This window comes from Azospirillum brasilense, from assembly GCF_022023855.1.
GTDB lineage: Bacteria > Pseudomonadota > Alphaproteobacteria > Azospirillales > Azospirillaceae > Azospirillum > Azospirillum brasilense_F.
Genome location: NZ_CP059449.1, coordinates 165121 through 187587 on the forward strand (window position 1 = coordinate 165121; position 22467 = coordinate 187587).

Here is a 22467-nt window from a genome sequence, read left to right on the forward strand (position 1 = left end):
ACTCCTGCAACCGCGATGCCAAGTCCGGTGCCCTCTCCTGCGTCGCAGGCGCGCTGTTCGCACCGCAACCCAGATGCCAATATTCATGCCCGACGGCGAGGCTCGCCATGCACCATTCGGTACGGTATGGTGACGCGCACGTAAACCGCCCAAGACGCGTTCACGGACCATCGGGCACGCGCAATCGGGCACGCACAATCGGGTCACGGGAGGCCGCTCCATCCATGATTCCCTACACCGCTCCGGTCGATGACCTCCGCTTTGTCCTCAACGAGGTGGTCGGCCTCGAAACGGTCGCCGCGCTTCCGAACTGTGATTCGGCGGCCCCCGATCTGGTCGACGCCGTGCTGGAGGAAGCCGGCAAGTTCGCCTCCGGCGTGCTCGCCCCGCTGAACCGGGTCGGCGACAAGGAAGGCTCGGTGCTGGAGAACGGCGTGGTCCGCACGCCGACCGGCTGGAAGGACGCCTACAGCCAGTTCATCGAAAGCGGCTGGAACAGCCTTCCCTTCGAGCCGGACTATGGCGGGCAGGGACTGCCATGGACCGTGGCCTTCGCGGTGAACGAGATGTGGCAGGCGGCCAACCTGTCCTTCGGCCTGTGCCCGCTGCTGACTCAGGGCGCCGTCGATCTGCTCACCGAGCACGCCAGCGCGGAGCAGAAGGCGCTCTACCTGCCGAAGATGATCGCCGGCGAGTGGAACGGCACCATGAACCTGACGGAGCCGCAGGCGGGCTCCGACCTCGCCGCCGTGCGCACCCGCGCGGTGCGGGCGGAGGACGGGACCTACCGCATCACCGGCCAGAAGATCTTCATCACCTACGGCGAACATGACCTGACGGACAACATCGTCCATCTCGTGCTGGCCCGCCTGCACGACGCGCCTCCGGGCATCAAGGGCATCAGCCTGTTCATCGTGCCGAAGTTCCTGCCGAACGCGGACGGCACGCCGGGCGCGCGCAACGACCTGCGCTGCGCCAGCCTGGAGCACAAGCTGGGCATCATGGCCAGCCCCACCGCCGTGATGGCCTTCGGCGACGACGGCGGCGCCATCGGCTTCCTGGTCGGTCAGGAGAACCGCGGCATCGAATACATGTTCACCATGATGAACAACGCCCGCCTCGGCGTCGGCATCCAGGGCGTGGCGATCGCCGAGCGCGCCTACCAGCAGGCCCGCGATTACGCCAAGGGCCGCGTGCAGAGCAAGGATCTGGCCGACCCGAAGGGCTCCGGCGTCGCCATCATCCGCCACCCGGACGTGCGCCGGATGCTGCTGGACATGCGCGCCAAGACGGAGGCCGCCCGCGCGCTGGCGCTCTACGCCGGCACCCAGCTCGACGTCTCCCGCCACCACGAGGACTCCGCGGCCCGCGCCGCTGCCACCGCCCGCGTCGACATCCTGACTCCCATCGTGAAGGCGTGGAGCACCGACATCGGCTGCGACGTTGCCTCCACCGGTGTGCAGATCCACGGTGGCATGGGCTTCATCGAGGAGACGGGGGCCGCCCAGCATTACCGCGACGCCCGCATCACCCCGATCTACGAAGGCACCAACGGCATCCACGCCAACGACCTGACCTTCCGCAAGACCGGCCGCGACGGCGGCGAGTCGGCCCGGACCTTCATCGCGGAGATGCGCGCCACGGTGGCGGAGCTGGAGAGCATCCCCGGCGATGACATGGAGGCGATCCGGACCAACCTGTCCGCCGGCCTGGACGCGCTGGAGCAGGCGGTGGCCTGGGTGGTGAAGACGCAGGCCGACGGCGACCTGCGCGCCGCGGCGGCGGGGGCCGTGAACTATCTGAAGCTGTGGGGCACGGTGGCCGGCGGCTGGATGCTCGCCCGCTCCGCCGCCAAGGCGCTGGACGGGCTGCGCCAGCCCGGCGCCAACGCCCCCTTCCTGGAGGCCAAGCTGGTCACCGCCCGCTTCTACGCCGAGCAGATCCTGGCCCAGGGGCCGGGCTTGCTGCTGCCGATCCTGACCGCCCACCGCACGGTCATGGCGCTGAGCGAGGAACAGTTCTGAGCAAGCTCATGCCCCACCATCGTGGCGGTTTGGTCACAGTCAGCTGAAACGCGGCCGGCGCCCCACGCCGGCCGCAACCTTTGCGGTTGGTCCGCGTTCCCCGTTCGATCGAGACGTCTCAAGGGGAAACGCCGCATGCGCACCGCCGCCCTTCTCGCCTTCGCCCTCGCTGTTGCCGGAGCCTCCGCCGCCACCGCCCAGACCATGGATGGTCCGGTCGACTCCCCCTTCCATGTCGGCGCGCAGGCCAGCACGCTGGGTCTGGGGCTGGAGGCCGGCTATCGGGTGAATCCGATGTTCGGGCTGCGCCTGGGCGGCAACATGTTCACCTTCAGCACCGACCGCGGCATTTCCGGCGTCGATTACGACCTGGATGTGAAGCTGCGCAGCTTCGGGGCGGTGCTGGACGTCTATCCCGTCGCCGGTACCGGCTTCCGCATCAGCGGCGGCGCGCGGATCAACTACAACAAGGCCGACCTGACCGGCACCCTGTCCGGCCCGCGCAGCTTCGGCGGGGTGGTGGTCACGCCGCAGCAGGCCGGCCAGCTCGACGGCGAGGCCAAGTTCGACCGCTTCGCCCCCTATGTCGGGGTCGGCTACAACGGCACGGTCTTCAGCCCGAACTTCAGCGTCGGCGTGGATCTCGGCGTGCTGTTCCAGGGCAGCCCGCGCGTCAGCCTGACCGCCCCCGGCGTGGCGACCACGCCGGCCATCGCCGCCGTGCTGGAGGACCAGCGCCGCGACGTCGAGGATTCGATCCGCGCCGCGCGCTTCTGGCCGGTGGTCGCCATCACCGCCTCCTACCGCTTTTGAGGAACACTCCCCTTTTGATGGAGGGCGGGCACAAAACGCCCCCGTGAACCGTTACGCCTCCATGAATCAACTGTGGAGACCAGTCCATGGCTCGTCGTAACGGGATTCGCACCGCCGTCCTTGCTCTTCCGCTCCTCGCCCTGCCGCTGCTGGCCGCCTGCGACGACCAGCAGTCGGCGGAGAAGACCGGCCAGGAGATCGGGCGCGCGGTGGACCAGACCGCCGAGCGCGTGGGCGAGGCCGCCAAGGGCATCGGCGCCGAGGCCGGCCGCATGATGCAGGACGCCGGGGCGGCCATCCAGCAGAAAGCCCGCGACGCCAAGGACGACGTCAACCGGGAGACCGCCCCCGAGAAGCCCTGAGGCGTTTTACGCCTCGGCCGGCCCGCGCAGCGTCCGCCACGCGCAGATCGCCGCGTAATAGGCGCTGCTGGCCAGCCAGACGTACCAGACGGCGTCGGGACGGTCCGGATACAGGACCACCAGCGCCGCGCTGGAGGCCAGCCACGCGCCGCTGACCAGAAGATTCAGGCGCATCCAGCGGCGCACCCGGAAGGGATGCAGGAACTTGACCGTCGTGAAGGTCAGCAGGCCGAGAACCAGCACCACCGAGGTGTTGATCCACGGGTCGAGCGCCAGAATCCACAAATAGAGCGCGACCACGTTCCAGATCGCCGGAAAGCCGACGAAGTAGTTGTCGCCGCTCTTCATCCCGGTGTTCGAGAAGCAGTAGAGCGACGTCATCATGATGAAGGCGGCCAGCGCGACGCCCAGCCCGTCCGGCAGCAGGCCGAAGCGGTACATGAAGACCGCCGGAACGACGACGTAGGTCAGATAATCGATCACGAGGTCCAGCGCCGACCCGTCGATGCCCGGCAGCACCTCCTTCACCGAGGCGCGGCGGGCCAGCGTGCCGTCCACCCCGTCGACGACCAGAGCCAGCCCCAGCCAGCCGAGGCACGCCTTGGCCTCGCCGTTGACGGCGGCAAGCAGGGCCAGCAGCCCAAGCACGACGCCGCTGCCCGTGAAGGCGTGCACCCCCCAGGCCGACAGCCGCCGCCCGATCCCATAACCGCCGTCGCTGTCGTCCTTGAACCCGCTGTCCACTGAGCGCCTCATCGTCCCGTTGGCGCCAACCTAGCCATACGGCGCGAAAAGTCCAAGCGGGTCGGTGCGTCCCCTGCAAGGAGGTCTCATGCGTCCGAATAGCCCTCTCCCCTCTGGGGAGAGGGGATATGGTCGACCTACTCAGCGGCGCGCACCGCAGCACCCGGCGCCTGGACGGGACCGGCAAAGGCCGGGCTGTCCCTCAGCGCGTCGGGCTTCGGGCCGCCGGTCGCCCAATCCAACAACTCGACCGTGTGGACGATGGGCAGCCCGGTCCCGGTGGCGATCTGGGTGATACAGCCGAGATTGCCGGCGGCGATGGCGGCGGCCTTCGTGCTCTCGATGTTGCGGACCTTGCGGTCGCGCAACTGAACGGCGATCTCCGGCTGAAGCATGTTGTAAGTGCCGGCGGAACCGCAGCAGAGATGCGCCTCCGGGATCTCCTTCACCTCGAAACCGGCGCCGCGCAGCAGATTCTGCGGCGGGTCCTTGATGCGCTGGCCGTGCTGCATGGAACAGGCGGAGTGGTAGGCGATGGCCTGCCCCGTCTCGATCACCGGGGCGGACAGACCGATCTCCGCCAGGAACTCCGTCACGTCGCGGGCGATGGCCGCCACGCGCAGCGCCTTCGGCGCGTATTCCGCGTCCTCGCGGAACTGGTAGGCGTAGTCCTTCACCGTGGTTCCGCAGCCCGAGGTGTTGACGATGATGGCGTCCAGCCCCTCCCCGTCCATCTCGGCGATCCAGGCGTCGATGGTCTTCTTCGCGGCGGCATCGCTGAGGTCCGTCTTGCCCATGTGATGGGTCAGGGCGCCGCAACAGTCGGCCCCCTTGGCCACCACCACCTCGACCCCCTGGCGGTTCAGCAGGCGGATGGTCGCCTCGTTGATCTGCGGGGCCAACACCTGCTGGGCGCAGCCGACCAGCAGGGCGGCGCGCTTGCGGCACGGGCCGACCGCCGGGTGGCTGCCCGGACGGTCGCTGTGGCTCGGCCCCGGCACCGATTTCGGGGCCAGCGCCAGCAGCGCGCCCAGCCGTCCCGGCAGCAGCCCGGCGAAGGGCTTGCCGAACCAAGCGGCGATCAGGGCCAGCCGGAACAGCCGCGGGTTCGGCAGCACGCGCGCCAGCAGGGCGCGGATGGCGCGGTCGGCGGGCGGGCGGGCGTGGGTCGCCTCGATATGGGCGCGGGCGTGATCGACCAGATGCATGTAGTTGACGCCCGATGGGCAAGTCGTCATGCAGGACAGGCAGGAGAGGCAGCGGTCGACGTGCTTCACCTGATGCTCGGTGGGTGGCCCGCCCTTCTCCAGCATGTCCTTGATCTGGTAGATGCGACCGCGCGGGCTGTCCAACTCGTCGCCCAGCAGGACGTAGGTCGGACAGGTCGCCGTGCAGAAGCCGCAATGGACGCACTTGCGCAGAATCGCCTCGGAATCCCGGTAATCGGCGTTGGCGAGCTGGGTGAGCGTGAAGTTGGTCTGCATGGATGCCTTACACTCCCGCGTACATGCGGCCGGGATTCAGGATGCCGCAGGGATCGAAGCTTTCCTTCACCCGGCGGCTCAGCGCCATCACCGGGTCGGGCAGCGGGTGGAACACCTCCGCCATGATCCGCACGTCCTCGGGCGCGCGCACCAGAGTCGCGTGGCCGGCGGTGCCCAGCGCGCCGCGGATCGCGGAGGCGGCGTCGGGCGTCGGCGCCACCGCCGCCCAGATCAGACCGCCGCCCCAGTCGAAATACAGCTCCGCGTCGAGCGCCCAGCGGATCGACTCCGCCACGCGCGGCCCTTCGGAGGGCTGGACGGAGATTTTCCAGACGTGGCGGGAGTCGTCGCCCCCACCCCGGCCCTCCCCCGCTGACGCAGGGGAGGGAGTGGGCCCAAAATACGCCACGTCCCTGACTTCCTTCCACACCGCCCGCGACTCGTCCAGGTCGAGCACGGCGTCGGCGCCAAGCTCGTCCTTCAGCGCGGCGACACGGGCGGTGACGGACGGGCCGAAGCCTTCCACCCGCACCAGCGTGACCGCCCCGCCCGCCCCGGCGATCGCCCGCACCTGCGAGCGCGCCGCCACCGCGGCCGGCAGATGGGCGGCGCCGGACACATCGTAGGGGCTCTGCAGCGCCGCGGTCAGGGCCGCCACGGCCCCGGCGTCCTCGCGTCCGGTCAGCAGCAGCGTCCGGACGTCCTCCGGCGCCGGCAGCACCTTCACCGTCAGCTCGGTCAGGACGGTCAGCGTCCCGAAGGAGCCGGCCATCAGCTTGGGCACATCGTAGCCGGTGACGTTCTTCACCACCTTGCCGCCGCCCTTGTAGAGGTCGCCGCGCCCGTTCACCCCCTCGATGCCCAGCGTGTGGTCGCGGGCGGAGCCGGCGCTGATGCGCCTTGGCCCGGCCAGCCCGCTGGCGACCACCCCGCCCAGCGTCCCCTGCCCCTCCGGCCGTCCGAACAGCGGCCCGAGGTCCTGCGGCTCGAAGGCAAGCTGCTGCCGCCGCTCCGCCAGCATCGGCAGGATCTCGGCCATCGGCGTGCCGGCCCTGGCGGTCAGCACCAGCTCCTCCGCCTCGTAGGCGACGACCCCGGACAGGCCGGACAGGTCGAGGGTGTAGGCGGTCTGGATCGGACGCCCGAGGCCGCGCTTGGACCCCGAACCGGCGACGTCCAGCGGCGTCCCTTCCGATAAGGCCCAGCGCACCGCGTCGGCGGCCTGGACCGCCGAGTCGGGCTTGACGGTGGTCACGGTCATGCGGATGGCCTCAAAAGCGGGGGATGTCGGGGAAGCGCAGCTCCCCCTTGTGGATGTGCACGCGGCCCAGCTCGGCGCAGCGGTGCAGCTTGGGGAAGACCTTGCCGGGGTTCAGCAGCCCGTCGGGGTCGAAGGCGCATTTGATGCGCTGCTGCTGGTCGAGATCGACCTCGTCGAACTGGTCGGTCATCAGGTCGCGCTTCTCCACCCCCACGCCATGCTCGCCGGTCAGCACGCCGCCGACTTCCACGCACAGGCGCAGGATGTCGTTGCCGAAGGCCTCCGCCCGCTCCAGCTCGCCCGGCTTGTTGGCGTCGTAGAGGATCAGCGGGTGCAGGTTGCCGTCGCCCGCGTGGAAGACGTTGGCGACCCGCAGCGCGTAGCGGTCGGACATCTCCTGCATGCGGTGCAGCACCAGGGGCAGCGCCTTGCGCGGGATGGTGCCGTCCATGCAGTAGTAGTCGGGGCTGATGCGCCCCACCGCCGGGAAGGCCGCCTTGCGCCCGGCCCAGAAGGACAGCCGCTCTTCCTCCGAGGTCGAGACTCGGGAGTAGCAGCAGCCCTTGGACCGCGCGATCTCCGCCACCCGATCAATCAGGTGGTCGACCTCCGCCGCCGGGCCGTCCAGTTCGACGATCAACAGGGCCTCGACGTCCAGCGGATAGCCGGCGTGGACGAAATCCTCCGCCGCGTGGATGGCCGGCTTGTCCATCATCTCCATGCCGCCGGGGATGATGCCCGCGGCGATGATGGAGGCCACGCAATCGCCGCCCTGCTCGCTGGTCGGGAAGCCGATCAGAACGGCGCGGGCGGTGGCCGGCTTCTTGAGGATGCGCACCGTGACCTCGGTCACCACCCCCAGCAGCCCTTCGGAGCCGGTGACGACGCCCATCAGATCGTAGCCGCCGGCGTCGAGATGCTTACCGCCCAGCCGTAGGACGGTGCCGTCCATCAGCACCATCTCCAGCCCCAGCACGTTGTTGGTGGTCAGCCCGTATTTCAGGCAATGCACCCCGCCGGAATTCTCGGCGATGTTGCCGCCGATGGTGCAGGCGATCTGGCTGGAGGGGTCGGGCGCGTAATAGAAGCCCTCATGCGCCACCGCGTTGGAGATGCCGAGGTTGGTCACCCCGGGCTGGGTTACCACGCAGCGGTTGGCGAAGTCGATGTCGAGGATGCGGTTGAACTTGCCCATTCCCAGCAGCACGCCGTCGGCCAGCGGCAGCGCCCCGCCCGACAGGGAGGTGCCGGCGCCGCGCGGCACCACCTTCACCCCCATTTCCTTGCAGGTCCTGAGCACCCGGCTCACCTGCTCCACCGTGCTGGGCAGCACCACGACCATGGGAAGCTGACGGTAGGCGGTCAGCCCGTCGCATTCATAGGCGCGCAGTTCGCTTTCATCGGCGATCACCCCCTCGCCGGGCACGATGGCCCGCAGCGCTGCGATGATCTCTCGGCGGCGCGCGATGACGCCGTCGTCGGGCGCGGGCATCCGCATGGCCGGCCGTCCTCCCCCATGATTCGCACCGGTTGGCTCCGGATGCATTCCGTAACCAGTGGTATCATTGCCGGCGGGAAGGACACAAGCCGGTGAGGGATCGGCCAAAGGTCCGGCCCGAATCCCAAATGGCCAAAACCCCAAAAACGCAAGAGCCGCGCCCGAAAGGCGCGGCTCTTGCGAGAAACCCTGTGCTTGTCGGCCGGGCGGACCCGGCCGCCGGTCTCAGCCCTGGCGGGCCTTGAAGCGCGGGTTCTGCTTGTTGATGACGTAGACGCGGCCCTTGCGGCGGATCACGCGGCAGGCCTTGTGGCGCGTCTTCATCGACTTGAGAGAGTTAACGATCTTCATAGTTCTTCATCCTGGTCGGTCGGCGGCTCGATCGAAGGCGCGCACCATAGTGCGGCGCACCCCCGCTGTCAACGGCCCCCGTCGCGGTTGCGTTTCCCGCCGGACGCGGCCGTTTCGACGCTACTCCGCCGGTTTCAGCGCGTAGAAACGGCACACCTTCATGCCCGCCTCGATGGCGGACACGCGGCGGACCCACAGTTCGACCTCGTCCATCACGGCGAGCTTGGTCTCGTGATCCAGATGATGGCGCTCCAGATGCTCGACCAACCCCTGGATGGCGCTCACGATCAGGCCGCGGTGGGTGTCGGTGATGTCCTCGGCGATTCGCAGGTCCAGGTTCCGCTGGGCGAAGGCGGCGGCCATCTGGTCCTTGGACCAAAGATGCGGCTGCATCGGTTCCTTGTCGCACCAGATCTGGACGGCCTTAGCCCCGGCCAGCGCCGGCTCGATCACATAATCGGTCATCAGCAGATGGCCGCGCGGCTTCAGCGCCAGTTCCATCCCATCGAACAGCTGGTCCTTGCCGCGGACGGAGAACATCCCCTCCTTGTAGACGATGGCGTCCACGCGCTTGGGATAGCTGAAATTCTCCGGGTCGTAGGTTTCGATCGGGGCCTTCTTCTCCAGCCCCTCCTTGAAGGAGCGGATCATCCCCTCCTTTGCCAGGATCTCCGCGGCCTCCAGCCCGGTGACCCAGCAGCCGTACTTGCTCGCCATGGTGCGGCTGGTGCCGCCCAGTCCGGCGGACAGGTCCAGCACGCTCATCGCCGGATTGAGTCCCAGCGGCTTCACCAGATAGGGGATGTGGTCGTGGCCGCCCGGCGTGTTGAAGCCCTCACCCCACAGCTTCTCCGCCACCTCGATCCGCGTGGCGCTCCACAGCGGTTTGCCCCAGCGGTTCACGCCGGGACCGTGCCCACGGGTGGCGGGTTGGGCCGGAGCGGCGCCAGCCTGCGATTTGCCGTCCTCCTCGCCGCCCCTGCCCTTCAGGGCGGAGAGGTCGTACCCCTCCCACCAGGCGTGAAGGCGGGTCTTGAGCGTGATGCGGGGAGCGCCCGCGTGATCGTGTCCGCTGTTATCGCTCATCGCCTTCGCGCCTGCCCCGTTGCCTGGACCGCCGGACGACCGGTTCGTTCGCGCGGCGGATATAGCGTTTCCGCCGCGCGAACGAATTCATTCCGACTTTCACAGTATCCGGGCGCTCCGCCCGTGCAAGCGCAAAATCCTGCGTCACATTACCGTAACGCCTTCTCCGCGCGCGGATCGTCCATGGCGGCGACCCGCGTTCCGGCGGCGCGCAGCACCGGCGTGCAGGCGGGCGGCATGTTGACGTAGCGCGGCTGCGGCTTGCCGTTGTGCCTCTCCACCACCGGATAGACGGAGCCGAGCCAGGACGCGACCTCGTCGCCGCAGCCGTCGCCGTCGGGAATGTCGCGCTGGTCCTCGCACTGCGGGCTTCCCGCCGGGCAGCCCAGCCGGATGTGCATGTGCCCGTCATGGCCGTGCCAGGGCCGCAGCTTGCGCAGGAAGGCGCGGTCCGGCCAGGGATGGCGGCACATGGCGAGCTTGATCGCCGGATTCACGAAGATCCGCGTGACCCGCGGGTCGCTGGCGGCGATGCGGACGAGTTGGGCCTGCCGCTCCGACCAGTCCTCGGTGACGCGGACGCGCCCGTAATCGACGTACTTGATCTCGGCCAGACTTTCCCGCGCGTTGCGCCCCATCGGCGGATGGTCGAGCCGCAGCCAGACGTCGGCGTCGAGCCCGATCTGGTGGCTGGCGTGGCCGAAGCTCATCGGTCCGCCGCGCGCCTGCCCCATGTCGCCGATCAGCGCTGTCCCCAGCCCGGCCGCCGCGACCTTCCGCCCAAAGCCCTTCAGATAGTCGATCAGTTCCGGATGGCCGTAATAGCGTTGGCGGGACATGCGGATCACCTGATAGCCGGTGCCCTCCCCCGGCAGGGCCTGCGCCCCCGTGATGCAGCCCGCGGCGTAGCCGCCGATGGACTGGGCCGGTCCCAGGGCGGGACCGCTCACCTGACTCCAGGCGATGGAATTGGGAACCGGCGGTGCTGGCTTCTTCTTCTTGGGTGATCCGGCCTCGGCCGGTCCGGCGAGAGCGGCGGCGATCAAGCCGGCTGCGACCAAGGCCGCCGCAAGAATCCCGATCGTCGGGCCAATCGCCAAGCGCCCCATCATCTTCCCCCAAGGACCGCCAATTGGGAAAGATTAGAGCCAATGTTTCTTAACGAAACGTGAGGCTCACGCTCATGTCACAACCGGTTTCGACTTGACGACAAGGATGAAGGGCCACGCCCGGCCCCCTGCCCAGCCCCCGTTTACTGCTCAGTCCAAGGTCTGTCGATAACGTTTCAGCGCGACCACCGTGACCACCGCCAGGAAGAGCAGCAGCGCCGCCACCTCCCCGGCGATTTCCGCCGGACCGTTGCCTTTCAGGAGGATGCCGCGGACGATGCGCAGGAAATGGGTCAGCGGCAGAATCTCCCCCACCGCCTGCGCCCAGCCGGGCATGCCGCGGAAGGGAAACATGAAGCCGGACAGCAGCATCGACGGCAGAAAGAAGAAGAAGGACATCTGCATCGCCTGGAGCTGGTTCTTCGCCACGGTGGAGAAGGTGAAGCCCACTGCCAGATTGGCGGCGATGAACAGCACCAGCACGGCGGACAGCAAGGCCAGACTGCCGACAATGGGCACGCCGAAGAGAAGCCGGGCGGCCAGGACGATGATGACGACCTGGATGTAGCCGACCAGGATGAAGGGCACGATCTTGCCAAGCATCACCTCGAACGGGCGGACCGGCATCGCCAGCAGATTCTCCATCGTCCCGCGCTCACGCTCGCGGGTGACGGCCAGCGCGGTCATCATCACCATGGTCATGGTCAGGACGACGCCCATCAGGCCGGGCACCACGTTGTACTGGGTGATGCCCTCCGGGTTGTAGCGGCGGTGGACCCGCAGCTCGACCGGGTCGGGCGTGGAGCGCAGATGGGCCAGCGGCCCGGTCAGATCGGGGTCCAGCGCCTGCCGCGCGAGGGTGGACAGGGCGGACAGCGCGTTGCTGGTCGCCGCCGGGTCAGTCGCGTCGGCCTCGACCAGCAGCACGGGCCGCTCGCCCCGCTGCAGGTCGCGGGCGAAGCCGGCGGGAATGGTGACGGCGAACTGCACCCGCCCTTCCGCCAGCAGACGGTCCAGCTCCGCCGGGCTGCCGGCGCCGCGGGTCACGTCGAAATAGCCGGAATTCACCATGGCCGACACCAGCGTGCGCGCGAAGGGGCTGGAGTCGGCAGCGTGGACGGCGGTCGGCAGGCTCTTGGGATCGGAGTTGATGGCGAAGCCGAACAGCACGAGCTGGAGCACCGGCACCCCCACCATCATGGCGAAGGTCAGCCGGTCGCGCCGCATCTGGATGAACTCCTTCACCATCACAGCGACGAAACGCGCGAAGGAAAACCGCGCCATGACGCCCCTCCCCAGCCGTGCATTTCAAAATAGAAACACAACTTTTACTTCAATGTCGCAGCGGGCAACTTGACCCCCATTGACATATCGAAATTGCTTGAAGCACCGTCCAAATGGATTAACTCGTATGCGGGAAACATACCATGACATCTATTCTTGCCAAGGGCGCCGCCGCCGTCGCCGCCCTGTTCCTGTTTCATGGCGCCGCCCTGGCCGGGCAACAGGACTTCACCATCGCGAACGAGACGGGCTACGCGCTGAAGCACATCTACGTCAGCGAGTCCGCCAACGAGAAGTGGGACGAAGACATCCTCGGCCGTGACGTCCTCGACGACGGCGAGGAGTTCGAACTGAGCTTCGGCAAGGCCGAGAAGACCTGCAAGTGGGACATGAAGGTCATCTACGACGACGGTGAGTCGGCGGTCTGGCAGAATCTGAATCTCTGCAAGATCTCCAAGCTGACGCTGCGTTGGAACAAGAACACAGGAGTGACCTCCGCGTCGATCGAATGACCGCGCGCCGTCCCCGCACCGTCTTTCGCAAGGCTGTGGGGACGGCCTGACTTTGCCCGCCGGCGGCGCGGTCATGCGAAATTGTCCGTGCTGCGGTTCATCAGATGGATGAACACGTCCTCCAGCGTTGGCTCCGTCCGCCGCACCAGCAGGCCCGAGTCGGCGGCCCAGGGACGCAACGCCTCCTCAAGCTCCGCACCATCACCGCCACTGACGTGCAGACGGGCGCCGAAGGCGGCGACCATCTCGACACCCGGACGGTCGCGCAGCGCCGCCGCGACGCGCCCGAGGTCCGCCCCGCCCGCCCCCCGCGCGCCGACCTCGTAGGTGACCAGACCCGAGTTGGCGATCACCTCCTCCACGCTGCCCTGGGTCATCAACCGGCCGTAGGCGAGGTAGGCGATAGCGTGGCAGCGCTCCGCCTCGTCCATGTAATGGGTGCTGACCAGCACGGTCAGCCCGTCGTCGGCCAGCCGGTGGATCTCGTCCCAGAACTCCCGCCGCGCCTTGGGATCGACCCCAGCGGTCGGCTCGTCGAGGAGAAGCAGCTTCGGCTCGTGCAGGATGCAGGCGGCCAGCGCCAAACGCTGCTTCCAGCCACCCGACAACGCCCCCGCCAGCTGCTCCCGCCGGTTGCCCAGCCCCAGCCGCTCCAGCGCCGCGGCGACCTTCCGCCGCCGGTCCGGCAGTCCATACATGCGGGCGACGAAATCCAAATTCTCGGCGATGCTCAGATCCTCCCAGAAGCTGAACTTCTGGGTCATATAGCCGACCTGCCGCTTGATGGCGGCGCTCTGGCGGCGGATGTCGAGCCCGAGGCAGGTCCCCTCCCCGGCGTCGGGGGTCAGCAGCCCGCAGAGCATGCGGATGGTCGTCGTCTTGCCCGACCCGTTCGGCCCCAGGAAGCCGTAGATCTGCCCGCGCGCCACCCGGATGGAGAAGCCATCCACCACCGTCTTGGCGCCGAAGCGCTTGACCAGACCGCGCACGTCGATGGCAGCGTCTCCGGTCATGGCGGCAGTTCCACATCCACCGGCAGACCGGGGTTGAGCGTCGCACCGTCCTCCAGCCGCGCTTCCACGCGGAAGACCAGCTTCTCGCGGCTGCCGACGCTGTAGATCACCGGCGGGGTGTATTCCACCCGCGGGGCCACATAGGTCACGCGCGCCGACAGGCCGGGCGGGCAACCGTCGCAGCGCACCGCCACCCGGTCACCGGGACGGACGCGGGCCATCAGCGGTTCCGGGACGAAGAGCACCAGCTTCCGCTTCCCCGGCGGCAGAAGCGACACCACCGGGGCGCCCGCCGGCACCCATTCGCCGGGGTTGAACAGGGTGTCCTCGACCAGCGCCGCCTCAGGCGCCAGCGGAGCCAGCTCAGCGAGCCGCTTGTCCGCCTGGGCCAGCGCCGCCTCGGCTTGGGCGACGGCGTCCTCGGCGGCGCGGATCTGGTCGGGGCGGGCCGGCAGGTTGGAGACGGCCAGTTGCGCGGTCAGCTCCTCCAATCGCGCACGGTCGCCGTCGCGGCTGGCGCGGGCGGCGTCCAGCCGGTCGTCGGAACTGACCTTGCGCGCCACCAGGGTCTGCTGCCGTGTCAGCTCCGCTTCGGAATAGCGCAGCGCCGCTTCGGCCTGCGCGCGCTGGGCGGCGACCACCGCCAGCTCGTCGGGGCGCCGGCCGGTCCGCAGGTCGGCAAGCTGCGACCGCGCCTGCGCCAGCGCAGCGGCCAGCCGCTCGCGCTCCGCCCGCGCGCTGGTGCGGTCGAGCGCGAAGAGGGGGGCGCCCGCCTCCACCCGCCCGCCGCGCGTCACCGCCAGCGTGTCGAGCGTCCCGGCCACCGGGGCGGCGATGCGCAGATACTCGCCCTCGGCGTAGCCGTGGGCCAGCGGCACGGCGTCCCCGCCACCCAGCCCGAGGACGGACAAGGCCGCCGCCAGCGTTTCGGCGATCCAGCTCATGACGGCGGCCCTCCCTCCGGGGCGAGCGTCCGGCGCAGCGCGTCGAGATGGGCGGCCAGCAGAGCCGCCACGTCTGGCGGGCGGCCCTCCAGCGCCTCGAAGGAGGAGCGCCACAGCGCGCTCATCAGCATCGGCGCCACGATCAGCCGGACGGTCGACTCGACATCCACCGGGCGGAACTCCCCGCGCGCCATGCCGCGCTCCAGAACCGCCGCCAGCAGGGCGAAGGCGCGGCGGATCACCTCGTCGTAATAGAAGCGGGCGAGATCGGGAAAATTGCCGGCCTCGGCGATGATCAGCTTGGGGATGGCGCCGGCGCGGGATTTCAGGATGCGCGTCGCGAAGAGGGTCAGCAGCGTTTCCAGAACGGCGAAGCTCGGCCCCTGCGCCCCGGCCAGGAGACGCTCGGCCATGTCCAGGTTGGGCAGGATGGCCTCGCGGACCACCGCCTTGAACAGCTCCTCCTTGTTCGGGAAGTAGAGGTAGAGCGTGCCCTTGCTGACCCCGGCCTGCGCCGCGACGTCCTCCAGCCGGGCCGCCGCGAAGCCGCGCTCGCCGAAGACGGTCAGGGCCGCGTCGACGATCTCCCGGGGGCGCGCCTGCTTGCGTCGGCGCCAGCGCGGAGCGGCGGGATCATCCTCCGGCATGCCGTTCTCCAGGGTGGAGAAAATATTACTGACCAGTCAGTTATTAGCTGTTTGCCGGTGGAAACTCCAGTTTTCTCAAGGGTTGCGCCGTTCTGCCGCAGCCATAAGTCATTGTGCGTCGCAGCAACTGATATGCAAAAGGGCTTGCCTTTCGACCGAGAGTTTCCGAAACTTTCGACAGTCCGCAGCGCGAACGGCTTGTCACGGAAGCACGCGCGGCGGGCGCACCGGTGGTCAAAGGCGCCGATCAGCAACGAGCGCACACCCCACCCCGGGAGGAACGGTTCAAGGCGCCGTGCCGGGATCAATTCGACGAGCGCGCTGGTGCGCGGCGTCCGGAGTCCCGGTTGAGCAGGGGGTGTCGATCATGCCGGGTGCAATGCGCCAGTCCACGTCGAACCTGGAACTGCTGACCATCTATGAGGTCAGCAAGATCCTCGGTTCTTCTCTCGACCTCCAGCAGACGTTGCGCGAGGTGCTTCGCGCGCTGGCCTACCAGCTGCAGATGCACCGCGGGCGCGTCTATCTGGTCGGCGAGGACAATGTGCTGCGGCTGGTCGCCGCGAACGGCCTGTCGAACGAGGCCGCGGCGCAAATCGAATTCCGCGACGGGGAAGGCATCACCGGTCGCATCCTGAAGACCGGCATGCCCGCCGTCGTCCCCAATCTGGCGGAGGAGCCGCTGTTCCTCAACCGCACCGGCGGGCGCGAGGACCTGGACGAGCAGGTGGCCTCGCTGGTCGGCGTGCCGATCAAGGCTGCGGGGGTGGTCGTCGGCGTGCTGACCATCGACCGCATTTCCGACGAAGGGCCGCAGGGCCATTTCGGCAGCGACGTGCGCTTCCTGACCATGGTCGCCAACCTGATCGGCCAGACCGTGCGGCTGCACCGCACCGTGGCCGAGGAGCGCCGCTTCATGATGCGGGAAACCTTCCGCATGCAGAAGGAGCTGCGCCCCATCGCCGCCCCAATCAACGACGTGGTCTGCACCAGCCCCAACATGCTGGAGGTGATGGCCCAGGTCCACCGGGTGGCGCCCTTCAAGTCCACCGTGCTGATCCGCGGCGAGAGCGGCACCGGCAAGGAGCTGATCGCTCGGGCCATCCACAACATGTCGCCGCGCAAGGATGCCCCCTTCATCCGCGTGAACTGCGCCGCCCTGCCCGAATCGCTCCTGGAATCGGAGCTGTTCGGCCATGAGAAGGGCGCCTTCACCGGCGCGCAGAAGGACCACAAGGGCCGGTTCGAGCTGGCGTCGGGCGGCACGCTGTTCCTCGACGAGATCGGCGACATCTCGCCCAACTTCCAGGCCAAGCTGCTGCGCGTGCTGCAGGAGCAGGAGTTCGAGCGGGTCGGCGGGTCCAAGACCATCAAGACCGACGTCCGGCTGATCTGCGCCACCAACCTGAACCTGGAGGAGGCGGTCGGCCACGGCAAGTTCCGCGCCGACCTGTATTTCCGCATCAACGTGGTGACGATCCATCTGCCGCCGCTGCGCGAACGGCGCCAGGACATCGGCCCGCTGGCCCGCCATTTCGTGGCGAAGTTCGCCAAGGACAACGGTATGGCCCTCGTCATGGAGGATGAGGCGCTGGAGGTGCTGAACCGCTGCACCTGGCCCGGCAACGTGCGCGAACTGGAGAACTGTATCGAGCGCGCGGCCACCCAGTCGCGCGACGGCATCATCCGCACCGAGTCGCTGTCCTGCAGCCTCAATCTCTGCAACTCTTCGGTCCTCTTCCAGTACCGCACGCTGGGCGCTTCGGTCGGCGGGCTCGCCCCGTCCATGGGGCCAGGGTCCGTCAACCGCGTGCCTCCGGGGCGCCCCGGCGTTCCGGCGCCGGCCAACGCGCCGAAGACCCCGGCCATGCCCGCCCCGATGCCGGAACCGGCCGGTGCCGGCGGCGGCGCGTGGCCGGCCTGCGCGTCGGGCTGTTCCGCCGGCCCGTCGCCGGTCTGCGGCGCCGCCCAGCCAGTGGTTCCGGTCCCCCTGATCCCGCTGCCCCTGCCCGAGCCGAGCGTGCCCGCCGCCGCGGCTCCCGCGCCTACGTCGACGGCCAATGCCGCTCCGCCCCTCGCCGCCGAGGTGCCGCTGGACGAGCCGGAGTCGGGATCGCTGCGCGACCGCCTGCTCTGGGCGATGGAGCGCACCGGCTGGGTGCAGGCCAAGGCCGCCCGCCTTCTCGGCATGACCACCCGTCAGGTGAGCTACGCCCTGCGCAAGTACAACATCGAGATCAAGCGCTTCTGAGGAGTGCCGAGCCGCCCGGCGCCTTTCTCCCCAGAGGAACGAGGGGCATGCGGTTGCACAACCGGGACAGGTGACCGGGTGTGTGTTAACCTCCCGGCACTCTCCCCGGTTGCCGCAGATTCATGGAAAAGCCCCTTGCGCTCCTCTTCGTGGACATCGCCGACAGCACGCTGCTCTACGAACTGGCAGGCGACCGTAAGGCGGCGGCGCTGACCCAGCGGGTGCTGGAAGACCTGCGCCGGATCGTCAGGGAGAACGACGGCACGGTGGTGAAAAGCCTGGGCGACGGGCTTCTCGCCTGCTTCCCCATGAGCGACGGCGCCACCCGCGCCGCGCTCGCCATGATGGAGCGGCAGGCGGATTTCGGGCTTCGCCTGCGCGCCGGGCTGCATTTCGGCCCGGTGATCGCCGGCCCCGGCGACCTCTACGGCGACGCCTGCAACGTCGCCGCCCGCCTGGAATCCATCGCCCGCCCCGGCGAGATCCTGGCGACCGACGATCTGGTCGACCGCCTCTCCCCGCCGCTGCACAAGCGGACCCGCCTTCTGAACAGCGTCGCGGTGAAGGGAAAGGCGGCCCCTGTCCGCGTCCACCAGATCCGCGACGGCAACGCCCCGGCGGAGGCCGAGGACAACGCCACCGTCGCCTTGACCACATCGGTTCCCGGCAATGGGCGCGGCCTGCCGTCCCTCCGCCTGTTCGGGCGCGACGCCGAGGTGACGCTGACTCCCCTGCTGCCGCGCGTCACGGTCGGGCGTGACGAGGGCTGCGGCCTGCGCATCCCCTCCCGCCGCACCTCGCGCCAGCACGCGGTGATCGACTTCAGCCGTGGCAGCTTCCTGCTGACCGACCATTCGACCAACGGCACCTTCATCCGCGCAGGGGAGTCCCCCTCCCTGCTGCTGCGCCGCGATTCGACGAAACTGACCGGCAGCGGGCTGATCGGGTTCGGGGGAGAACCGCTGCGGCCCGGGGAGGACCATGTCCTGACCTTCCAAGTGGGAAGCGCGTGACGACGCCCCCATGTCGGGTCCCCGACAGGCGGCGTGTTTGTCGGCCATTGTTGGGCTTTGTCCGCCTTTGTCGGATTGCCGACATGTCCCACAGGCCAGACAATACCGCTTAACCCACTGAAACTCCACACTTCACCCGGTTGGCCCCGAACTTGCTTTTAATGACCCGACCAAGGGCGCCGACGGCGCGGCTGGGAAGGGAGTGGACGATGGCCAACGTTATTTCGCTCGACAGCATCCTGGGCGTGGGTGAGCTGAAATCCCCCGCCGAGGCGCCGCCCGCCGCCGCTTCCGGCTGCGCGTCGTCCTCCTGCGGGTCGTCGGACGGCCCCGCCGATATGGCGCCGGAGGTGTGGGAGAAGGTGAAGAACCATCCCTGCTACTCCGAGGAGGCGCATCACTATTTCGCCCGCATGCACGTCGCCGTGGCGCCGGCCTGCAACATCCAGTGCAACTACTGCAACCGCAAATACGACTGCTCCAACGAGAGCCGGCCGGGCGTGGTCTCCGAGAAGCTGACCCCCGATCAGGCGCTCCGCAAGATTCTGGCTGTCGCCAAGGAGATCCCGCAGCTCTCCGTCATCGGCATCGCCGGCCCCGGCGACAGCTTGGCGGCGGGCGGCAAGAACACCTTCAAGACCTTCGAAATGCTGGCGAAGAAGGCGCCGGACCTCAAGCTGTGCCTGTCCACCAACGGTCTGGCCCTGCCCGACCATGTGGACACCATCGCGAACTACAACATCGACCACGTCACGATCACAATCAACATGGTCGATCCCGAGGTCGGGCAGCACATCTATCCCTGGATCTTCCACGACCACAAGCGCTGGACCGGCCTGGACGCCGCCAAGATCCTGCACGAGCGCCAGATGCTCGGCCTGGAGATGCTGACGTCGCGCGGCATCCTGGTGAAGGTGAACTCCGTCATGATCCCCGGGATCAACGACGAGCACCTGATGGACGTGAACAAGGCGGTGAAGTCGCGCGGCGCCTTCCTGCACAACATCATGCCGCTGATCTCCGACCCGGCGCACGGCACGCATTTCGGCCTGACCGGCCAGCGCGGCCCGACCGCGCAGGAGCTGAAGGTCCTGCAGGACCAATGCGAAGGCGGGGCCAAGCTGATGCGCCACTGCCGCCAGTGCCGCGCCGACGCGGTCGGCCTGCTCGGCGAGGACCGCGGCTCCGAATTCACCATCGACCAGATCGAGGCGATGGGCGAGGTGGAGTACGACCAGGAGGCCGCCCGCACCTACCGCGAGCATGTCGAGGGCGAGCGCGCCGGTCGCCACGCCGCCAAGGCCGCAGCACAGGCCGACGTCGCCGAGACGGTCGGCACCGAGGTGCAGCCGATCCTGATCGCCGTCGCCACCAAGGGCGGCGAGCGCATCAACGAGCATTTCGGCCACGCCAAGGAATTCCAGATCTACGAGGTTGGCCCGAAGGGCGCCAAGTTCGTCGGCCACCGCCGCGTCGACCAGTATTGCGAAGGCGGATCGGGCGACGAGGACGCGCTCGGCGGCGTGCTGTCGGCGATCAACGACTGCACCGCGGTCTTCGTCGCCAAGATCGGCGGCTGCCCGTCGCAGAACCTTAAGGACGCGGGCATCGAGCCGGTTGACCGCTTTGCCTTCGAATACATCGAGGAGTCGGCATTGACCTACTTCAAGGACTATGCGGAGCGCCTCGGCCAAGGTGCGATCAACGCCCGCGAGGGGCAGGACGCGGTGATCCGCACCGGCGCCTTCACCGCCCTTCGCGCCTGACGTCCGAACACCCGATCACCCTACGGACTTACCCGGCGGCCCACCGCAACAGCCGCCCCATCTGCAAGGAGAGTGTCATGGCTTACAAGATCAAGGCTTCCGACTGCACCGCCTGCGGCGCCTGCGAGGCCGAGTGCCCGAACAACGCCATCAGCTTCAAGAAGGGCGCCTACGCCATCAACGCGGACCTGTGCACCGAGTGCAAGGGCCAGTTCTCCAGCCCGCAATGCGCCTCGGTCTGCCCGGCCGACTGCTGCGTCCCGGCCTGATCGCCCGAAACCCCTCTCCCGTCCCATCACGGGAGAGGGTGTCCATGGAGCGCACCGCCATGCTGGACGAGGTGGATGAAGGCTGGCTCAACCGCCGTTACTACGGCGGCGACCTGCCCCCCGAGGCGGAGCGGTTCCTGCATCTCGCCGCCGCCAGCCACGCCGACGCCGAGGCGGCGGAGCGCCACCTCGCCCGCGCCGCCGAATTGGCGCCGGGGCACCGGCTGGTCGATCTTGGCCATTACAAGTTCCACTTCTACAAGGCCAACCTGGACACCGCCCTGCTCTACGGCGAGCGGATGCTCGGCCACGCCATGGCGGCCATCGGCCTGAACCACACCGACTGGCGCATGGTCGGCAATGATCACGCGGACTTCGCGGGTCTGGAGCCGGCCCCGCGCCTGTTCCTGTTCGCCCTGACCGCGGTCGGCTACCTGCATCTGCGCCTGGGCCGTCTGGCCGAAGGGCGCGAGGCCCTGCACAAGGTCCGGGACCTGGACCCGAAGGACCGCTTCGGAACCACCCGCCTGCTCGCCGCCGCGGACCGCCATGAAGCCGGCCAAGACGAAGCCGGCCCGGAGGACGATGCATGAGCGACGACATCGACAAGGCGCTGGACTGGCTGGGCAACCCCGTCGATTGCGACGGCTGCGCCTTCCGCGACCGTCTGGCCGAGGGGCGCTGCGAACCGCTGCGCGCCTGCGTGCACGACCGCTACGCCAAGCGCATCCAGCGCTTCTTCCAATGGAACGACGATCTGGCCGGCGAGCATCTCGACCATCCCTATTTCGAGGTCCGCGCCAACGCCGCCCGCTTCGCGCCGATCTTCATCGTGCCGCGGCTGATGGACGATCCGGACGAGACGGTGCGCGCCGCCGTCGCCCGCCGCCTGCCCCGCCGCCTGCTGCTGAAGATGCGCGGCGACCCCGACCGCGAGGTGCGCATCGCCGTCGCCTCCCGACTGGAGGACGCCGACCTCTCGCCGCTGATGCGCGACCCCGATTACTCCGTGCGCCTGCGCGTCGCCCGCCGCGTGCCCGAGGGCATGCTGCCGGCGATGATGCACGACGAGGACCCGGAAATCCGGCTGGAGGTCGCCAACCGCATCGGTCTGGAATGGCTGATGAGCATGGCCTGGGACGACAGCGCCCGCGTGCGCATGGTCGTCGCCCGACGCCTGCCGCCGGAAAAGCTGGCCGCGCTGATCCGCGACGCGGACTGGTGCGTGCGCTTCGTCGTCGCCAGCCGCCTGCCGCCCGAAGACCTCGCCCCGCTGACCGAGGACCCGGTGGATGACGTCCGCACCGTGGCGCAGAAGCGCCGCGCCGGACTGCCCGCCACCGGCGACCTGATCCCCGACTGACGCCCCCGCACCAAGGAGCACCGAATGCGCGAGCGCGCCCGCGATCCGAACGAGACGATCGAACTGGAAGAACGCCCCGCCTTCGAGGAGGGCCAGAAGGTCCGCGCGCTTCGCGACGTGCGCAACGACGGCACCTATCCCGGACGCCCGATGGGCGACTTCCTGATCCGCACCGGGGACATCGGCTATGTGAAGTCGATCGGCACCTATCTGCAGATGTATTACATCTACGGGATCGATTTTTACGAGAAGCGCATCATCGTCGGCATGCGCGCCAAGGAACTCGAACTGGTCGACGCCCGCTGCAACGACCCGCAATGACCTTCCCGCCTGAGGAGCACGCGATGAGCGACGCCATCACCGAAGCGAAGAAGCCCGGCTTCATCCCGCCCCGCGAACCGCTCTACGACTGGGGTCTGGCGGTCATTGCCGCGGTGGACCTCCACAACGACGGCAGTCACCCCAACGCCGAGGACGGCGCCCTTCTGGCTCCCAAGGGCACGCCCGGCACCATCGTGCGCATCGGCCACGCGGAGGGCACGCAGATCCCCGTCTATCTGGTGGAGTTCCCGGCCGGCGTCGTCGTCGGCTGCCTGGAGGAGGAGATCGCCCCCGCCGACGGCCGCCGCCGCGGCGTCCCCGGCGTGATGGACTGACCGCCCCCTCCGTGCCA

General features: G+C 68.7%; 23 protein-coding genes. 12 read left to right on the forward strand and 11 right to left on the reverse strand.

Annotation, left to right across the window (positions count from 1 at the left end; all coding sequences use genetic code 11):
* Positions 1-224: 224 nt before the first annotated feature.
* The 3 genes from H1Q64_RS00820 (at position 225) to H1Q64_RS00830 (ending at position 3199) form a co-directional block, all read left to right on the forward strand.
* On the forward strand, positions 225-2024 hold the full coding sequence (locus tag H1Q64_RS00820) for an acyl-CoA dehydrogenase (protein ID WP_237903995.1): 1800 nt from the start codon (positions 225-227) through the stop codon (positions 2022-2024).
* Positions 2025-2159: 135 nt separating this feature from the next.
* A complete protein-coding gene (locus tag H1Q64_RS00825) occupies positions 2160-2837 on the forward strand; it encodes a hypothetical protein (protein WP_237903996.1) in 678 nt (225 codons plus the stop codon).
* A gap of 86 nt (positions 2838-2923) precedes the next feature.
* Positions 2924-3199, forward strand: a complete 276-nt coding sequence (locus H1Q64_RS00830; RefSeq protein ID WP_237903997.1) for a hypothetical protein — start codon at positions 2924-2926, stop codon at positions 3197-3199.
* Between the two features lie 6 nt (positions 3200-3205).
* Here the strand turns inward: H1Q64_RS00830 and pcsA are convergent, their stop codons facing one another.
* The 8 genes from pcsA to H1Q64_RS00870 all read right to left on the reverse strand — a co-directional run bounded on the left by pcsA (position 3206) and on the right by H1Q64_RS00870 (position 12016).
* Positions 3206-3943 carry a phosphatidylcholine synthase gene (gene pcsA, locus H1Q64_RS00835; RefSeq protein WP_237903998.1) on the reverse strand — a complete coding sequence of 246 codons (738 nt, stop codon included), beginning with the start codon at positions 3941-3943 and terminating at the stop codon, positions 3206-3208.
* Positions 3944-4080: 137 nt separating this feature from the next.
* The gene (glcF, locus tag H1Q64_RS00840) at positions 4081-5427 is read right to left on the reverse strand and encodes a glycolate oxidase subunit GlcF (protein WP_237903999.1); all 1347 of its coding nucleotides are present in this window, start codon (positions 5425-5427) and stop codon (positions 4081-4083) included.
* 7 nt (positions 5428-5434) lie between these two features.
* On the reverse strand, positions 5435-6688 hold the full coding sequence (gene glcE, locus H1Q64_RS00845) for a glycolate oxidase subunit GlcE (protein ID WP_237904000.1): 1254 nt from the start codon (positions 6686-6688) through the stop codon (positions 5435-5437).
* A 10-nt stretch (positions 6689-6698) separates the two neighbouring features.
* Complete coding sequence (locus tag H1Q64_RS00850; protein WP_237904001.1) at positions 6699-8186, reverse strand: FAD-linked oxidase C-terminal domain-containing protein; 1488 nt, start codon at positions 8184-8186, stop codon at positions 6699-6701.
* A gap of 225 nt (positions 8187-8411) precedes the next feature.
* A complete protein-coding gene (gene ykgO, locus H1Q64_RS00855) occupies positions 8412-8537 on the reverse strand; it encodes a type B 50S ribosomal protein L36 (RefSeq protein WP_012973122.1) in 126 nt (41 codons plus the stop codon).
* Positions 8538-8657: 120 nt separating this feature from the next.
* Positions 8658-9623 carry an SAM-dependent methyltransferase gene (locus tag H1Q64_RS00860; protein ID WP_237904002.1) on the reverse strand — a complete coding sequence of 322 codons (966 nt, stop codon included), beginning with the start codon at positions 9621-9623 and terminating at the stop codon, positions 8658-8660.
* Between the two features lie 149 nt (positions 9624-9772).
* The gene (gene mepA / locus H1Q64_RS00865) at positions 9773-10684 is read right to left on the reverse strand and encodes a penicillin-insensitive murein endopeptidase (protein ID WP_237904003.1); all 912 of its coding nucleotides are present in this window, start codon (positions 10682-10684) and stop codon (positions 9773-9775) included.
* Between the two features lie 198 nt (positions 10685-10882).
* Positions 10883-12016, reverse strand: coding sequence for an ABC transporter permease (locus tag H1Q64_RS00870; RefSeq protein ID WP_237904004.1), 1134 nt, complete (start codon positions 12014-12016; stop codon positions 10883-10885).
* A gap of 143 nt (positions 12017-12159) precedes the next feature.
* Between H1Q64_RS00870 and H1Q64_RS00875 the strand changes: the two genes are divergently transcribed.
* Positions 12160-12528: a hypothetical protein gene (locus H1Q64_RS00875; RefSeq protein WP_237904005.1), complete on the forward strand. Its 369-nt coding sequence runs from the start codon at positions 12160-12162 to the stop codon at positions 12526-12528.
* Between the two features lie 71 nt (positions 12529-12599).
* Here the strand turns inward: H1Q64_RS00875 and H1Q64_RS00880 are convergent, their stop codons facing one another.
* The 3 genes from H1Q64_RS00880 to H1Q64_RS00890 are packed head-to-tail and all read right to left on the reverse strand — an operon-like array spanning position 12600 to position 15132.
* Complete coding sequence (locus H1Q64_RS00880) at positions 12600-13541, reverse strand: ABC transporter ATP-binding protein (RefSeq protein ID WP_237904006.1); 942 nt, start codon at positions 13539-13541, stop codon at positions 12600-12602.
* Entirely contained in the window at positions 13538-14485 is a 948-nt protein-coding gene (locus H1Q64_RS00885; RefSeq protein WP_237904007.1) for an HlyD family secretion protein, read from the reverse strand. The genes H1Q64_RS00880 and H1Q64_RS00885 overlap by 4 nt, the downstream gene beginning before the upstream one ends.
* The gene (locus tag H1Q64_RS00890; RefSeq protein ID WP_237904008.1) at positions 14482-15132 is read right to left on the reverse strand and encodes a TetR/AcrR family transcriptional regulator; all 651 of its coding nucleotides are present in this window, start codon (positions 15130-15132) and stop codon (positions 14482-14484) included. Before H1Q64_RS00890 ends, H1Q64_RS00885 begins: the two co-directional genes overlap by 4 nt.
* A gap of 367 nt (positions 15133-15499) precedes the next feature.
* On the opposite strand from H1Q64_RS00890, the gene nifA reads away from it, so the two are divergent.
* From nifA to H1Q64_RS00930, 8 genes are all read left to right on the forward strand, one after another.
* A complete protein-coding gene (gene nifA / locus H1Q64_RS00895) occupies positions 15500-17383 on the forward strand; it encodes a nif-specific transcriptional activator NifA (RefSeq protein WP_237904009.1) in 1884 nt (627 codons plus the stop codon).
* Positions 17384-17505: 122 nt separating this feature from the next.
* Entirely contained in the window at positions 17506-18396 is an 891-nt protein-coding gene (locus H1Q64_RS00900) for an adenylate/guanylate cyclase domain-containing protein (RefSeq protein WP_237904010.1), read from the forward strand.
* A gap of 209 nt (positions 18397-18605) precedes the next feature.
* On the forward strand, positions 18606-20162 hold the full coding sequence (nifB, locus tag H1Q64_RS00905) for a nitrogenase cofactor biosynthesis protein NifB (RefSeq protein ID WP_237904011.1): 1557 nt from the start codon (positions 18606-18608) through the stop codon (positions 20160-20162).
* A gap of 77 nt (positions 20163-20239) precedes the next feature.
* Positions 20240-20431 carry a 4Fe-4S binding protein gene (locus H1Q64_RS00910; RefSeq protein WP_014239802.1) on the forward strand — a complete coding sequence of 64 codons (192 nt, stop codon included), beginning with the start codon at positions 20240-20242 and terminating at the stop codon, positions 20429-20431.
* A 44-nt stretch (positions 20432-20475) separates the two neighbouring features.
* Positions 20476-21024 (forward strand): hypothetical protein, encoded by a 549-nt coding sequence (locus tag H1Q64_RS00915; protein ID WP_237904012.1) that lies wholly within the window; start codon positions 20476-20478, stop codon positions 21022-21024.
* A complete protein-coding gene (locus H1Q64_RS00920) occupies positions 21021-21794 on the forward strand; it encodes a 4Fe4S-binding leucine-rich repeat protein (protein WP_237904013.1) in 774 nt (257 codons plus the stop codon). The genes H1Q64_RS00915 and H1Q64_RS00920 overlap by 4 nt, the downstream gene beginning before the upstream one ends.
* Before the next feature lie 24 nt (positions 21795-21818).
* Positions 21819-22115: a nitrogen fixation protein NifZ gene (locus tag H1Q64_RS00925; protein ID WP_237904014.1), complete on the forward strand. Its 297-nt coding sequence runs from the start codon at positions 21819-21821 to the stop codon at positions 22113-22115.
* Positions 22116-22138: 23 nt separating this feature from the next.
* Complete coding sequence (locus tag H1Q64_RS00930) at positions 22139-22450, forward strand: nitrogen fixation protein NifZ (RefSeq protein WP_237904015.1); 312 nt, start codon at positions 22139-22141, stop codon at positions 22448-22450.
* Positions 22451-22467: the final 17 nt, after the last annotated feature.